At 64.9% G+C, this 13877-nt stretch carries 12 protein-coding genes and 1 pseudogene; 8 read left to right on the top strand and 5 right to left on the bottom strand.

Annotated features, from left to right (window positions below; genetic code table 11):
* Positions 1-108: 108 nt before the first annotated feature.
* Positions 109-693: a TetR family transcriptional regulator gene (locus tag ABZV91_RS30530; protein WP_355249203.1), complete on the bottom strand. Its 585-nt coding sequence runs from the start codon at positions 691-693 to the stop codon at positions 109-111.
* A gap of 47 nt (positions 694-740) precedes the next feature.
* Between ABZV91_RS30530 and ABZV91_RS30525 the strand changes: the two genes are divergently transcribed.
* A complete protein-coding gene (locus tag ABZV91_RS30525; protein ID WP_355249202.1) occupies positions 741-1664 on the top strand; it encodes an SDR family oxidoreductase in 924 nt (307 codons plus the stop codon).
* Positions 1665-1821: 157 nt separating this feature from the next.
* On the opposite strand, the gene ABZV91_RS30520 is transcribed toward ABZV91_RS30525, so the two are convergent.
* Positions 1822-3102, bottom strand: a complete 1281-nt coding sequence (locus ABZV91_RS30520; RefSeq protein WP_355249201.1) for a cytochrome P450 — start codon at positions 3100-3102, stop codon at positions 1822-1824.
* A gap of 673 nt (positions 3103-3775) precedes the next feature.
* Between ABZV91_RS30520 and ABZV91_RS30515 the strand changes: the two genes are divergently transcribed.
* Complete coding sequence (locus ABZV91_RS30515) at positions 3776-4246, top strand: Tn3 family transposase (RefSeq protein ID WP_355249200.1); 471 nt, start codon at positions 3776-3778, stop codon at positions 4244-4246.
* Positions 4247-4259: 13 nt separating this feature from the next.
* Here ABZV91_RS30515 and ABZV91_RS30510 read toward each other — a convergent pair whose 3' ends face one another.
* Positions 4260-4514, bottom strand: a complete 255-nt coding sequence (locus ABZV91_RS30510; RefSeq protein WP_355249205.1) for a hypothetical protein — start codon at positions 4512-4514, stop codon at positions 4260-4262.
* Positions 4515-4646: 132 nt separating this feature from the next.
* Between ABZV91_RS30510 and ABZV91_RS30505 the strand changes: the two are divergent.
* The 6 genes and pseudogenes from ABZV91_RS30505 to ABZV91_RS30480 all read left to right on the top strand — a co-directional run.
* Positions 4647-4766: pseudogene (locus tag ABZV91_RS30505) on the top strand (IS5/IS1182 family transposase); the annotation flags it as partial.
* A 485-nt stretch (positions 4767-5251) separates the two neighbouring features.
* The gene (locus ABZV91_RS30500) at positions 5252-5728 is read left to right on the top strand and encodes a hypothetical protein (RefSeq protein WP_355249199.1); all 477 of its coding nucleotides are present in this window, start codon (positions 5252-5254) and stop codon (positions 5726-5728) included.
* Positions 5729-5773: 45 nt separating this feature from the next.
* Positions 5774-6691, top strand: coding sequence for a hypothetical protein (locus ABZV91_RS30495; RefSeq protein WP_355249198.1), 918 nt, complete (start codon positions 5774-5776; stop codon positions 6689-6691).
* A gap of 252 nt (positions 6692-6943) precedes the next feature.
* Positions 6944-7960 carry a hypothetical protein gene (locus ABZV91_RS30490; protein ID WP_355249197.1) on the top strand — a complete coding sequence of 339 codons (1017 nt, stop codon included), beginning with the start codon at positions 6944-6946 and terminating at the stop codon, positions 7958-7960.
* 240 nt (positions 7961-8200) lie between these two features.
* Positions 8201-8725 (top strand): type VII secretion system-associated protein, encoded by a 525-nt coding sequence (locus tag ABZV91_RS30485; protein WP_355249196.1) that lies wholly within the window; start codon positions 8201-8203, stop codon positions 8723-8725.
* An 85-nt stretch (positions 8726-8810) separates the two neighbouring features.
* Positions 8811-11744, top strand: a complete 2934-nt coding sequence (locus ABZV91_RS30480; RefSeq protein ID WP_355249195.1) for a Tn3 family transposase — start codon at positions 8811-8813, stop codon at positions 11742-11744.
* A 200-nt stretch (positions 11745-11944) separates the two neighbouring features.
* Here the strand turns inward: ABZV91_RS30480 and ABZV91_RS30475 are convergent, their stop codons facing one another.
* Together ABZV91_RS30475 and ABZV91_RS30470 are read right to left on the bottom strand one after the other, a co-directional pair.
* The gene (locus ABZV91_RS30475; protein ID WP_355249204.1) at positions 11945-12844 is read right to left on the bottom strand and encodes a transposase family protein; all 900 of its coding nucleotides are present in this window, start codon (positions 12842-12844) and stop codon (positions 11945-11947) included.
* 605 nt (positions 12845-13449) lie between these two features.
* Positions 13450-13752, bottom strand: a complete 303-nt coding sequence (locus ABZV91_RS30470; protein ID WP_355249194.1) for a hypothetical protein — start codon at positions 13750-13752, stop codon at positions 13450-13452.
* Between the last annotated feature and the right edge of the window lie 125 nt (positions 13753-13877).

Genomic DNA, 13877 nt, shown 5'->3' with positions numbered 1-13877 from the left:
TGACTGGACCCGCTACGCCTCCGGCCCACGAACCCGGAAACCGTCCGGCTGGTCACCTCGAACTCGCGACAGTTGATTACGAGAGCCTGCCAGTCGACCCCCGGGTCGTCACGTTGCTGCGGAAGAGGTGCATCCACCGAGCGAGCCGGCGCGGACGAGATCGAGCAGGATGCCCAGCTTTCTTGCGAGGTGCTCGACCAACGGTTCATCGTCGTGGAACGCCCACCAGCAGATCACGCCTTGCCAGTAGGCCGCGAGGACGGCCCCGCCCTCCTCGCCGGTTCCGAGGCGAGAGCCGAGAGCGGCCACGAGCCCGGCCTCCCATGCCACGCCGCGTCGGCGCAGATGCGGGTCGAGGACGTCTTCGCGGAGCAGCAGGAGGCCGTGCGGGTATGCCTCGCGATCCTCGTACTGCGCCGAGAGCTCGATCAGCAGTTCGATCGCCCCCTCGGGCGTGCGCGGGACGGTTGTGTCGAGTTCGGCAGTCGCCTCATCGAGCCGGTCCCAGGCATGGAGCAGGATCCGCCGCTTCAGTTCGTCTTTGGTGGAGAAACGTTGCACCAGCGTCGCCGGGGACAGACCGCACCGCTGCGCGAGTGCGGCGAAGGTGATGGCGGGAAGCCCGGACCGCATTGCCAGGGCGAGTCCGTCGTCGAGCACCTGAGCATCCGTTTTGGATTTCGTACGGGCCATAGCCCTAATATAAACGAACGATCATTTATAAATTAGAGGAGCAGACGATGTCAGCAGAGAAGTTGCCGCTCGCAGGCAAGGTCGCCCTCGTCGCGGGCGCGACCCGCGGCGCGGGACGCGGAATCGCGATCGAGCTCGGAGCCGCGGGCGCAACGGTCTATGCGACCGGCCGCACCACCCGGGAACAGCCATCGGAGTATCGCCGGCCCGAAACCATCGAGGAGACCGCCGAACTCGTGACGGCCGCAGGCGGTGTGGGAATCGCGGTCGCCGTCGACCACCTCGTCCCGTCGCAGGTGGAGCGCCTGGTCGATCGCATCCGCAGCGAGCAGGGCGGCCTCGACGTGCTCGTCAACGACATATGGGGCGGCGAACACCTCACCGAGTGGGGTAAACCGGTGTGGGAGCACGACCTGGGGAAGGGACTGCGAATCCTGCGGCTGGCGATCGACACGCATCTGATCACCGCCCACTATGCTCTCCCGCTGCTCATCGAGCGCCCCGGCGGTCTTCATGTCGAGCTCACGGACGGCACCACCGAATACAACGCGAGCAACTATCGGATCTCACCCTTCTACGATCTCGCAAAAGTTGCGGCGAACCGAATGGGGTGGGTGCACGCGCAGGACCTCGCCAAGCATGACGCGACATCGGTCGCGCTCACGCCCGGCTGGATGCGGTCGGAGATGATGCTCGACCACTTCGGCGTCCGCGAGGACTCCTGGCGCGATGCGCTGGCCGAGGAGCCGCATTTCGCGATCTCGGAGACGCCCAGGTTCGTCGGCCGCGCCGTGGCGGCTCTTGCCACAGACCCCGACCGTGCTCGATGGAACGGTTCCTCGACCTCCAGCGGCGAGCTCGCGAAGGTCTACGGCTTCTCCGACGTGGACGGCTCGCGACCCGACGCCTGGAGGTACATGGTCGAAGTCCAAGACGCAGGGAAACCCGCCGATGTCGCGGGATATCGCTGACTGCACACGCGTCATGCGGCGACGACTGGGAGGCCCGTGTGTCCGACGCAGACCGGGCAAGCGCGGTCATATCTCATCACAGCGGAGAGCGTCAAGACGACCCGTGCGGGGGCCCCGCCGGGATACGAGCGAAAGGGGCAATGGTCCGCGCTGCTGGTCAGCGCTTCGAAAGGTCCGGCTCGATGCCGCGAGTTGCTGTGTAGCACTGTCCGGGCGTCGTGAATCCGGGTTCAATCCGATTTTCCGGGGTGCGGGCAAGGAGTCGGGCACGCAGACCGTGTGGTACGAGCAGGGCGTGCGCGATCATGGGTGCCGACGGGTTGACCACCGTGATGTCGTATTCGCGGGCCAGTGTTTGCACGGCGAGGGTGAGCTGTCGTAGACCGACGTGGTTGCCCAGACATATCCGCGGCCCGGCACCGAAGGGAAAATACGCATACCGTGGGTGTGGTGGCGCCTTGGTCAGCCATCGTTCGGGATCGAAGGTGTCCGGCTCGTTCCACCAGCGTGGATCCCGGTGCACGAGGTAGGTGCAGAACATCACCTGCTCCCCGGGTCCTACCTCGACCCCGCCCACGGTGGTGGGCTCCCATACTTCGCGACCCATCAGCCAGGTCGGCGGGTACATGCGCAGCAGTTCCTTGACGAAGGCCTCGGCGTAGGCGTCGGACTCGGTAGCCAGGCGGTGGGCGAGGTCCGGCCGGTGGGCGAGGGTCAGGACGGCCCAGGTGAGTGTGACGCCCGGCTGACCGTAGGAGGCCCGCAGCGTCGCTTCGACCACTGCGGTGGCCTCCTGCGGATCCAGATCACCGATCAGCAGTACGTCGAGCAGATCGACTGCTTCATTTCGGGGCGGCTCCTTGCGGCGAGCCGCTATCCGGGCGGCGAGTATCCTCCGCAGCCGCGCGTTCGCCCGGTGTAGCCGCCGCACCCTCGGTGTCGGCACCCAGGGGGGCAGAGTGAACGAACTGTTCATGAACACCTCGGACACCGCGACCGCCTCGGCGAGTGCGTCGGTCAGGTCCGCATCCCGGGCGCCGAGACAGTAGTCGGTCATGCTGCGACCTGTGAACCTCTTCATCACCTGCCGCACGTCTACCTCGCGGCCCTCGGTCTCGGCGAGGGTCTGCCGGAGCAGTTCGACCATCCGGGGCTCGTAGGCACCGAAAGCGCTGCGCGACAGGGCGCGCCGGGCGCCTTGACGCACCGCCATCCTGGCCGTGGTGTCGATACGGCTCTGCGCACCACCGAGCAGACGTCCTTCGATCCCGAACTCGTTGTTGGTCCCGACGAAGAGTTCGTGGATCAGTTCCGGATCCAGGACCACGGTTGCCGCGTCGCTGAACCTGAACACGTCACCGTGTTCTCGCTGACACTCACGCAAGAATCCGATGCGGTCACGCTCGTAGGCCAGTCGGTTGCGTAGTGTCGCCGGCATCTGTCCTCCGTTACGGAACAACGTGTCCGGCGGCCGCGAGCGGGCCGCCGGACACGTTACGGTTCTGGCCTATATCCATTGCCATCGGCCGCCCATGCGGCCCTTGTCCGTGCGCAGCAACCGGCCGGCCGCGGCTACGATCAGCTTCGTCATTCTCAATCACCCCCTCCATGCTCGTCGGTGACAGATCCTGCCCAGGAACCAGCGGGTCCTGCTCCGATCTGGAACCGAGTACAGCAAGGAGCGGCGACACTGTCAATGCCGAGCAACTCTCTCGAACACGCTGCGCCGAAGAAATATTGGGCAGCCGGGCTGGTTGATTTCCAGCTCGACTTCATGGGGTGCCGTCAACGACCGTGTCACCCGGTAAGCGAACGCTCCCGAACCCGGTCGAAGGTGGTTGGCGCGGTGTAGTTTTCGCGCGTGATACGGGGGGAGGAGCGCATACGCCAGAAATCCGGCGCGGGAGTGCGCTGTGGGCCATCCTGGCGCAACGCCGTGTCCATGCCGGAACGGTTCGGGAAAGCATCTGCCGTAGCCGCCTGCGCCGATCGCCGCGACATGGAAACAGCCCAACACCGTCGGCCGAGCCACAGCGAAACAGGCTATGAGCTCCCGGATCTGCTATCGCGCATAGTTTCCGGAGTCGACCCCTGAGTGTTGGGGTACCGGGTTGGGTCGGACCGGGGCGCCCTTCTACCGGGCGTTTCGTGAGATGGGGCGGGTGATCCGCACGATCACGTTGCTGCGGTACCTGTCCGAACCGAGCCTGCGCGAGCAGATCACCGCGGTCACCAACAAGGCCGAGGCGTTCCACGGGTTCGCCGACTGGCTAATGATCGGCGGTGCGCTCATCGGCCACAACGACCCCAACCACCAGGAACGGGTGGTGAAATTCAACGAACTGATCGCCAACTGTGCGATCTACTCCACCGCCCTGGACATCACCGACATCGCCAACCAGCTGGCCGCGGAGGGCTACCCGATCGACCGGGACGATCTGGCCACGATCACCCCCTACATCCAGCACACCATCCGCCGCATTGGTGACCTCATCCTCAACCTGACCCCACCCGAACAAGCTCCCGCCACCCGGCTCGACCTGGAACCGCGAGTACTGTTCGCGCCCGTCGGTGCCCGCTGATCACGGCGTCGACCTACCACCGGGGGTCTTTCCTGATCTTCGGCAGGAATTCCCCACTCCTTCTCGCCCAGCCACGCCCGCAGATCGCCGAGTTCGCGACGAAGCGGGTGGTGCTCATCGTCAGGCGAATCGGTGCTCCCCTGAGCCAGCTGCGAGAGCCTGCTTGTGCGACAGGGGTTATCCGCCGGTGTTCACGGTTGATGTCCAGGATCTTCACGGTGATCACTTCGCCGATTTGAACGACTTGTTCGGGGTTCTCGCCGGTCAAGCCGTATGTGTTGTTTTTGCGCCGAAACTACTGGAACCCCGTTTACCGAGCCGTCTACACCGGACGCCTGGTGGTGTGGGCGGAATCGGTGCTGGCGCTGACGGTGTCGATCGTGAAGCGGTCCGACGACACCGCTGGTTCGTGGTCCTGCCACGCAGGTGGGTGGTCGAGCGGTCCTTCGCGTGGCTGACCCGCTACCGGCGCCTGGTCAGGGTTTACGAACCTCACATCCTGCCCATCACGAGGCGTTGATCTGGTGGGCCACAGTCCATCACATGACGCGACGATTGGCGCGGGAACTGGCTGGTGAGCCACCGGCCCGCAGGTGGGGGGACCCGCCACCGTTGCCGGAGCTGACCAGTCCCGATATGCGAGGCAAGGTAGTCGAGTTGATCGGCGCGCAGCCATGGCGGGCGTGGAAAGGCACCGAGCTGGCGATGATCCTCGGTGTCGACAACGTCAACAGTTTCCGGGTCCGGCTGTCGCAGTGGTCGCATCAAGGGCACATCCGAAAGATCGGGCCAGCCGTCTACGGGCCGGCCTTGGCCACGCTTAACCCTTTGTCACCAGGCTCTGAGGTGCGGTCCGCGACCATGTGCTGGCCCGATGCCGTGAGGAGAAGATCGAGCCGCCGACCGGTGGCCGGGTGGACTGGATCGTGCGCTCGGCGTTGAGTGTCGGTGACGAGCTGCTGTCGAGCGGTCAGTTCCCGGCTGACCGGCGAGTTGGCCGATCGGATGATCGTGTTGATCGGCGACACGGAGGCCGAAGAAGGTGGTTCAGTGGTGTTCGCCGCGATCCGCTCGGATCCGAGCACGGTCAGTTTGAACACGATGCTGTCGGAGATCGCGAAGCTGGAAGCGGTACGGGCGGTCGGGCTGCCCGAGAACGTGTTCGCCGACGTCTCACCGAAGATCGTCGCGGTGCCCGGCGCGGCCGTGTGTCGGTGGAGTCACCGAGCCACCTGCGCTCGGCACGCCCCGCAGGTCGTGTTGACGCTGCTGGCGGCATTGCTGCATTGTCCGTGCGCGGGAGCTGACGGACACGCTGGTGGAGCTGTTGATTGCGACGGTGTGACGAGCCCCGGGTTTGACAGTAGGTGGCTGGGCGGGGAGCGGACCGATGCTGTGCTTGTCTGGGATTCAGGGGCGTTGGCAGATTACTCGCATACGGCGAAGCTTATATCCTTGATTTACCACCACCGCGCGAGGTGAAAGGGGTGCGAGGACTTGTTTGCCGGGAAGGAAGCGGTACAGGTCATGCTGGGCGGTGCCGACAGATTGGTCGAGTTGCTGTCCCGGCAAGCATGCCCGGTTCTCGCCCGCGATCACAATGGCGACGCGGTGCGGCGCGCCGTCGATCCCCTGGTAGAGGCCGACAGGGTGAATACACACCCGTTCGATGGGCGCGTCACGGTAGGAGATGCCGAGGCAGCGCGTCGGGTCGATTCACCTGCCTCCCACGAAACCGTTTTCCGTGGCACCGAGTACGCCACGGGAGAATCACACGATTTCACGTCCGACCAAATCGTCAGGTACCCAATCTTGGATGCCGATCGAGAACCCGTGGGAGTGCACTATCCCTCGGACCCGCAGGACATCGAGGAGCCCCTCGTCTGGACGCGTGAAGGGCTCGAACACACGAGAGAGTCCTACTATGTGGTGGAAAAGGATGCACCGCTGGGGCAACCACCCTTCGGCACGGCACCAGCGTCCTGGGGGGCCATGACACCGGAGCAGGGACTGGTGTTCAGAAAGGCGCACGGGCACCCCGATGGTTCCGGATATACGATAAAAATCACCAGGAAGACACCGGGGGCCGATGCCGGCGAGAAGACGACCGTGGCCGTCGACGGGGAGACATACGGTCAGATCAACGCTGCCGACGAATACTACCGACAGGCGGTATCGCGCTTCGCCACGGGCAAAGATGTCGATATGGCCTGCTTCGCGGATGCCGGCCCGGCCGCGCAAGGAGCAGCGACATCCCTGCGTGCCGCTGGCGTCCCATTCGACGTCCACGCTTCCGCGGCCGAGGTCATAAACATAGGCCCCCTCGATGCGCCCAACGTACTCGACGGGATTGGCGCCCGAGTAGAGGTGGACAAAGAAAGCCTGATGATCAGAAATCCGTGGTCGGTCCATTCGGCGGCCCGCGAGCCGACATCCTCGGACTGAAAACAGAAGAATCCAACCGCCGGATCGCCGGGAGGGCCGGCACAACCACAATGGGGCCATCACGTCGAAGCCATTTCGGTGAGGATGAGGCCTCGGGGGCGTGTCGGGATTCCGGCTCGTGGAACCCGGCAGTGACCAGCGAAGACAGCAACCCAACCCGATCGGGTGGCTCGGCGCCCCACTCACGAAAAATTGAGGCTGATCATGTTACCTTCGCCCCAGCACTGTGCGAGGTAAAAGAGGACAGCAGTCGTGACTGCCGGACACACAGCGGCGCGGGCCATGCAGGCCGGTGCTGACAGATTGGTCGATCTACTGACCCGGCGAGCCTCCCCGGTCCTGACTGGAAACCACAATGGCAACGCGGTACGTCACGGTATCGATTCCCTGGTCGAGGCCCAAAGGGCGAGTAAGCACCCGTTCGATGAGCATTCCACGGCAGGAGATGCCGTGCCAGCGCGTCGGGTCGCTCCCCTCGCTCGCGGAACTGTCTTTCGGGGCACCGATTATGAAACGGGCCAGCCATTCGATTTCACGTCCGACGAAATCGTCAGTTACCCCATTTTGGATCCCGACCGAAAACCGGTGGGAGTGCACTATCCCACGACCTCGGAGGACGTCGAGGAGCCCATCGTCTGGACACGTGACGGGCTCGCACTGACAAGAGAGTTCTGCTACGTGGCGGACAAAGACGCACCGCTGGACCGTGCACTTCTCGGTTGGATGAAGGCGGACTGGGCGGGCGGGCCGCCAGAGCAGGGACTGGTGTTCAGAATGGCCCATGGTCTCACCGATGGTTCCGGGTATGCAATAAAACTCAGGAAGACGCCGGGGGCCGATGTAGTCAAACCGGCGATGGTGGCCGTCAACGGAGCCACATACGGTGAGATCAACCTTGCGGACGACTACTACAGGCAGGTGCTGTCGCGCTTCGCCACGGGTAAAGACATCGACGTGGCGTGTTGGACAGGCTCCGGTCCGGCTGGACAAGACTCGGCAGCAGTCCTGCATGCCGCCGGAGTCCCATTCGACGTCCACACGTCCGCCGCCGAGGTTGCCCACGTGCCCCCCTCTAATGATCGGCCCAACATGCTCAATGGGGTGGGTGTCTTCGTGGAGGTGAACCGTGAAAAGGGGATGGACGTCTTCCGGGAGGTGAACCGTGAAACAGGGATGGGCTTCTTCCTGGAGGTGAACAGCGAAAAGGGAATGGTCCGCAGCCCGTGGTCGACCCACCCGGCGCCCCGTGAGCCGGCATCCTCGGACTGAAAGCGAGGGACCCCACCGCCGGATCGCCGGGGCAGCGGCACAACCACAATGGGGCCACCACCTCGAAGTCGCCGAACCGTTCGGTGCGAGGATGAGCCCTGTGGGGCGTGTCGGGGTTTCCGGTCCGGTTTCGTCGCTACTACACCGATTCGACTTGTCATCGAAGGAACAGATGTCGCCGAAAAACCGCTACTGGCGTCGTGTTTTCGACGGCTGCTACAGCCCGGAAGGCTGATAATCGTGACTGACCCGACACCGAATGCCGATCTCCGGGAACGTTGGCTGTTTCTGCTCGATCCGATCTGGCAGCAGTCGGCAGCACCGGACAGCGAACCACCACCCGAGGCCATTGTCGGGGGATGGTACTTCGACTCGCACGGCGAGCGTGGCCCCTTCGAACCGAATCCGCAGTACATCCCGGCCGAGGATTCGGTACCGACCGATCCCGTCGACGCCGTGGTGCGATTGGCGATCGACGGGGACGATATCGGAGCCCAGATCGCCCCCACACTCCGCGACGCGATGGTGGAAGTGGCCTGCGACGAGCGCGATCAGCCCGTGGTGGGTCCGGCTCCCGACGGCACACCCTGCCTCGCCGTCGTCACCGCTGCGGTGCACAAACGACGAATCGTCGCCGACCGCTGGCATCGAGTGGTGGGCAGTGCGTTACCGGATCTCACACCGGTTGGCGTGGACCTCCTGCTCAACCCCGGAAGCCCCACGCAGTTCCGACTCTTCACCGAGGCATTGCGAACAACCAAATAGGGGTGCCGTTAACGGTCATGTCACCAGGTACATGAAGCTTCCGAAAACGCGGTTGCCGGGGGTTGGCGCGGTGTAGCTTTCGCCCGTGACGAGGGAGCTCGACCAAGATGAGCTGATCGACCGGTGGACGCTGGTAGGCGATGAACCGGGGTTGGTTGCGACCAAGCGCGGGCCGGCGAAAATCGGGTTTGCGCTGATGCTTCGCTTCTACACCGAGAAGGGCCGGTTTCCGCGCGGGCGCTCGGAGATCCACGACGACGCGGTCGAGTACATGGCCCGCCAGATCGGAGTCGAGGGGACCGAGATCGCGTTCTACGACTTCACCGGCCGCACGAGCAAGGCTCACCGAACCCAGATCCGGGAGTCGTTGGGGTTTCGGGAGTGCAGCGTCGCCGACGCCGACGCGCTGACCAGGTGGCTGGTCGACAACATCACCCAGGCGCAGCGGGGCGCGGACGCGGTTCGCGACCACTTGTTGGCGCGATGCCGGGTGGAGAAGATCGAGCCGCCCACCGGCGGCCGAGTAGATCGGATCGTCCGTTCGGCGTTGAGTCTCGGCGAGGAAGTGCTGTTCGAGCGGGTCGGTTCCCGGATGACGCCCGAGGTCGTCGACCGGATGTTGGCGTTGATCGCCGAGGACGACAGCGGGGACGGGTCGGCGGTGTTCGCCTCGATCCGCTCCGATCCGGGCGCGGTCAGCTTGAACACGATGCTGGCCGAGATCGCCAAGCTCGAAGCGGTTCGGGCGATCGGGCTGCCCGGCGACCTGTTCGCCGACATCTCGCCGAAGATCGTCGCGGCCTGGCGCGGCCGGGCGTCGGTGGAATCGCCGAGCCACCTGCGCCGCCACTCCTCGGAGGTTGTAGTGACGCTGTTGGCGGCGCTGCTGCACTGCCGAGTTCGGGAGTTGACCGACACACTTGTCGAGTTGTTGATCTCCACGGTGCATCGCATCAACGCACGCGCCGAGATCCGGGTGACCAACCAGCTGATCAAGGAGTTCAAGCGGGTCACCGGCAAGGAGAACCTTCTGTTCCGCGTCGCCGAGGCCACGGTGGACGCCGGGGACAAGCTGGTGCGCGACACCGTGTTCCCGGTCGCTCCGCAGCAGGTGTTGCGCGACCTGGTGGCCGAGTTCAAGACCTCGGGACCGACGTATCAGCGGACGGTGAAGGCGACGCTGCGCGGCTCCTACACCAACCACTACCGGACCGGGCTGATCAAGCTGCTCAGCGTACTGGAGTTCTGCTCCAACAACACCGCCCACCGGCCGGTGCTCGACGCGCTGGAGCTGATCGCCTGCCACGCCTCGGGCGCCCTGCGCTACTACCCGGCCGAGGAGACCGTGCCGGCCCATCGCGGTGTCAGCGCGGACTGGCGCGAACTGGTGTATCAGACCGACAAGCACCGCAAGACCCGCGTGGTGCGCATGGTGTACGAGGTCTGCACGTTCCAGGCGCTGCGGGACCAGTTGCGGTGCAAGGAGATCTGGGTGGTCGGCGCGGACCGCTGGCGCAACCCGGCGGAGGATCTTCCCGCCGACTTCGAGGAGCGCCGCGTCGAGCACTACGAGACGCTGCGCAAACCGTTGGACGGGTCGGAGTTCATCGCGGTGATGCAGGCCGAGATGCGCGCCGAGCTCGATGCCCTGCACATCGCGCTGCCCAAGTGTGACTGGTTGGAGGTCAAGGAGCGCAAGTCCGGGGCGATCAAGCTGACGCCGGTGCCGAAGCAGGCCGAGCCGACGAACCTGCGGAAGATGAAGAGGGCGATCCGCACCAGGTGGGGGCAGGTGCCGTTGATCGACATCGTCAAGGAGACCGTGCTGCGTACCGGGTGTCTGAGGTCGGTGACCGCGGTCGCGGACCGGGGCGTCATGGCCGAAGACGTGCTCGCCGAGCGGCTTCTGCTGGGCCTGTATGCCTATGGGACCAACACCGGCATCAGGTCGGTCGCCGGTGGCGACCACGGCCACAGCGAGGAGGACATCCGCTACGTGCGCCGCCGGTACCTGACGCCGGAGGCAGCGCACCAGATCGCGATCGAGATCGCCAACGCTACGTTCCGGGTCCGGCGCGCGAGCGTGTGGGGCGAGGGCTCCACGGCCGTGGCCAGCGACTCGACGCATTTCCGGTCGTGGGACCAGAACATCTTCACCGAGTGGCACTCCCGCTACGGCGGGCGCGGCGTACTGATCTACTGGAGCGTGGAGAAGGGCTCGGTGGTGATCCACTCCCAGCGGATCAACTGCTCCGCCAGCGAGGTTCACGCGATAGTCGAGGGCGCGGTGCGCCACGGCACCGAGATGAAGGTCGAGTCCAACTATGTGGACTCCCATGGCCAGTCCGAGATCGGTTTCGGCATAACGAAATTGCTGGGCTTCGACCTGCTGCCCCGGATCAAGCGGATCAACAAGTGCAGGCTGTACCGGCCCGCGACTGGGGAGGCGGACCTGTGGCCGGGGTTGAAACCGGCGTTGACCAGGACGATCCGGTGGGAGCTGATCGCGCAGCAGTACGACCAGATGGTGAAGTACGCGACCGCGATCCGCACAGGCACCGCCTCGACCGAGGCGATCCTGCGCAGGTTCATGAAGGCCAACGCCGCCCACCCGACCTATCAGGCGATGATCGAGCTGGGCCGCGCCCAGAAGACGATCTTTCTATGCCGCTACCTGCGCAGCCGAGAACTTCAACGGGAGATCGAGGAAGGGCTCAACGTCATCGAGTCGTGGAACCGCGCCAATGCCGTCATCTACTACGGCAAGACCGGCGAACTGTCATCCAACCGGGTCGACGAGCAGGAGCTGAGCGTGCAGTGCCTGCGAATTGTCCAGGCGTCGCTGGTCTATGTCAACACCCTGATGATCCAAGACCTCATCGATGACCACGACACCGCCGAGGTACTCGTCACCGCCGCTGACAGACGCGGGGTGACCCCACTGTTCTGGGAACACGTCCTGCCCTATGGCGAGGTCAAGCTCAATATGGGCAGCCGCCTCACACTCGGTGGCGATTGATCAGCTCCAGCTCGATGACGAAAGGCGGGGTGTTCGCGAAGTTGAAACCCCGGTCGGCCCCTGAGCGGACCGGAATGGCGCCCGGAATGAGGCGAATCACCTACACCCATCCCTGCAACCCGGCTCGATCTCGGGTAGGGCGGGCGAGGCCGCCGGCAAGTCGGGGAGAACCGTGCGGGCGCCCCTGGTGGCCGAGTTGGTCAGGGTCGGAGACCAGGGTGGCGACCGCGGCGTAGCTCTGGGCGAGGGTGTGGCGGTGGTGGGTCCAGCGGCGTAGTCCGCGCCACTGCTTGTGGCGGCCGATTGCGTTCTCGACCGGTATCGGGGCCGAGGACTTGTCGGGTGCGGGCACGGGCGCGAATGTCGTTGTCTTGCCCGGGAGATCCAGGCGGTGGGGCGATGACGTGGCGTTTGTGTCGTTTACGCAGGCCGCGGTACCCGGCGTCGACCAGCACCCGCGCTCGCGGGTAGTGCTCGAGCAGAGCGTCGATGCCCTCGGTGGTGACCGCGGTCGGATCGTGTTGACGGCCGGGCCGCGATGCTCCGGTCCACAGGGTGCGGCCTTTCCGGTCGCTGATCACGGTGGTCTTGATCGTGTTGAGGCGTTTCTTGCCCGAGACGAACGCCTTGCGGCCGGGTTTACCGGCGGCGGGCCGCCTGACCTGGGTTTCGGTGGCATCCAACCGCAGGGTGACCCCTTCGGCGGCGGCGTAGGCGAGTACATCGGCCAGCGTGCGTAGCCGGATTCCTGGGCGGTCGGGCACGGCGAACCCGCGCCGTGCGAGCAGTGGCCGGATCTCCCCGATCGCGCGGGCGATGATGGATTGCCGTACCCCGAACAACACCGCCAACACTCGTTGGGGCAGGTCCAAACGCAGGTAGATCAGGGTGGTCAGGACCCGATCGTGGTAGACGAGTTCATGCTTGCGGCCCGCTCCGGCTCGGCGTTCGCGCTCTCGGCCTCTGCGGTCACGTAACCGGGCTTGGTGTTGATCGGTCCATGCTCTGGCCAGTTCGATCACGAGATCTCCCAGGTGTTGTCTGCTGATCCCGGTCAAGGCAGGATCACACAGGGCGGCACGATCGATCACGGTCTTCATCAACCAGATATCGTGCCGCCACCCACCGACACCAATGAGCCTGTCCCTCAACGCACTACCGCGGATCAGCTCGTAAGGTTAGGCAGGCGCAGGTAATCGGGCTCGGCCCCACCGTGGACCGGGCGGCCAGTGGAGCGATCGGGTCGTGCTGTGACCGGAGGAAGTCTCAGTAGGGCGTGGCAAGCCCTCCGCACCAGGTTGGCGAAGGACATGAAGGACGTCGGAGGATTATGGGCGCGTCCGTCCTCCGCCGGCGCGGGCCATTGTAGGTCCGCAGTGCGGACAGCCACCGATGCCGACGAGGCGAGCGCTGGAGTCGGCGTCACCGGAAAAGGGAGCACAAGCCGCCTACGGCGGCCCCAGAATGGAGGGCAAGGGGGGCGATTGACAGACTCCATGCGGCACGCGCCCGTATATCCGAGCACCCACAGGCGAGTGACTCCAACTTCCCGCACAAGGAACTTGATCATGTCCGTACGAAGCTGTCGAACAAGATCGTCAAATACTACAACAATCCGAGATACAACGCTGAGTTCAGTTGCTTGTGGCGTACGGATGGTGTGTTGCGCGATCTTGTCGCCGTCCATGGACATCGGGTGTGGGTGTTACGCCAGGGCCACAACGTCGTCACCGGCCACGAGCGAGGCCGGACGATGCAGTTGATCCGGCTCGAGGATCGGCTCGATAATTTCCGGGCTGGCGAGCACTCGATGGACACCATCGTCGACCAGTTCCGAAGGCTGGGTGAAGGACTCGACAAGCCCATCAATCAGCAGCCGATACAGCACGCCTTCGCCACCCCCGACGAACTCCGTCGTTGGGTGCAAGATGACTTGGCTGCGCGCGGCCAACACAGCCATCGCAGCATCGAAATCCGCCTGGACGACCTGGCGGACTTCCGTCTGCACGGTGTCGTGGTCGCACGGGTTTTGGAGACCGGACTGGAGTGCCCCCAGTGAATGCGTCCGCCCGGTATTAGAGTCCTGAGTGGCTCTGATCAGGGCCGGAAGGGACACTGGAACCATGGCAGGAC

It is taken from the genome of Nocardia sp. NPDC004568 (assembly GCF_040609955.1).
In the GTDB taxonomy this organism is placed as follows: Bacteria; Actinomycetota; Actinomycetes; order Mycobacteriales; family Mycobacteriaceae; genus Nocardia.
The sequence above is the reverse complement of the archived record's forward strand: the minus strand, read 5'-3'. Positions and strand labels throughout refer to the sequence as shown.

Bases quoted from the DNA above. Each gene is read 5' to 3' on its own strand.
- ABZV91_RS30495 (WP_355249198.1), top strand. From the start codon at position 5,774: ATGCTGGGCGGTGCCGACAGATTGGTCGAGTTGCTGTCCCGGCAAGCA.
- ABZV91_RS30520 (WP_355249201.1), bottom strand. From the start codon at position 3,102: ATGCCGGCGACACTACGCAACCGACTGGCCTACGAGCGTGACCGCATC.
- ABZV91_RS30500 (WP_355249199.1), top strand. From the start codon at position 5,252: ATGATCGTGTTGATCGGCGACACGGAGGCCGAAGAAGGTGGTTCAGTG.
- ABZV91_RS30530 (WP_355249203.1), bottom strand. From the start codon at position 693: ATGGCCCGTACGAAATCCAAAACGGATGCTCAGGTGCTCGACGACGGA.
- ABZV91_RS30475 (WP_355249204.1), bottom strand. From the start codon at position 12,844: ATGAAGACCGTGATCGATCGTGCCGCCCTGTGTGATCCTGCCTTGACC.
- ABZV91_RS30525 (WP_355249202.1), top strand. From the start codon at position 741: ATGTCAGCAGAGAAGTTGCCGCTCGCAGGCAAGGTCGCCCTCGTCGCG.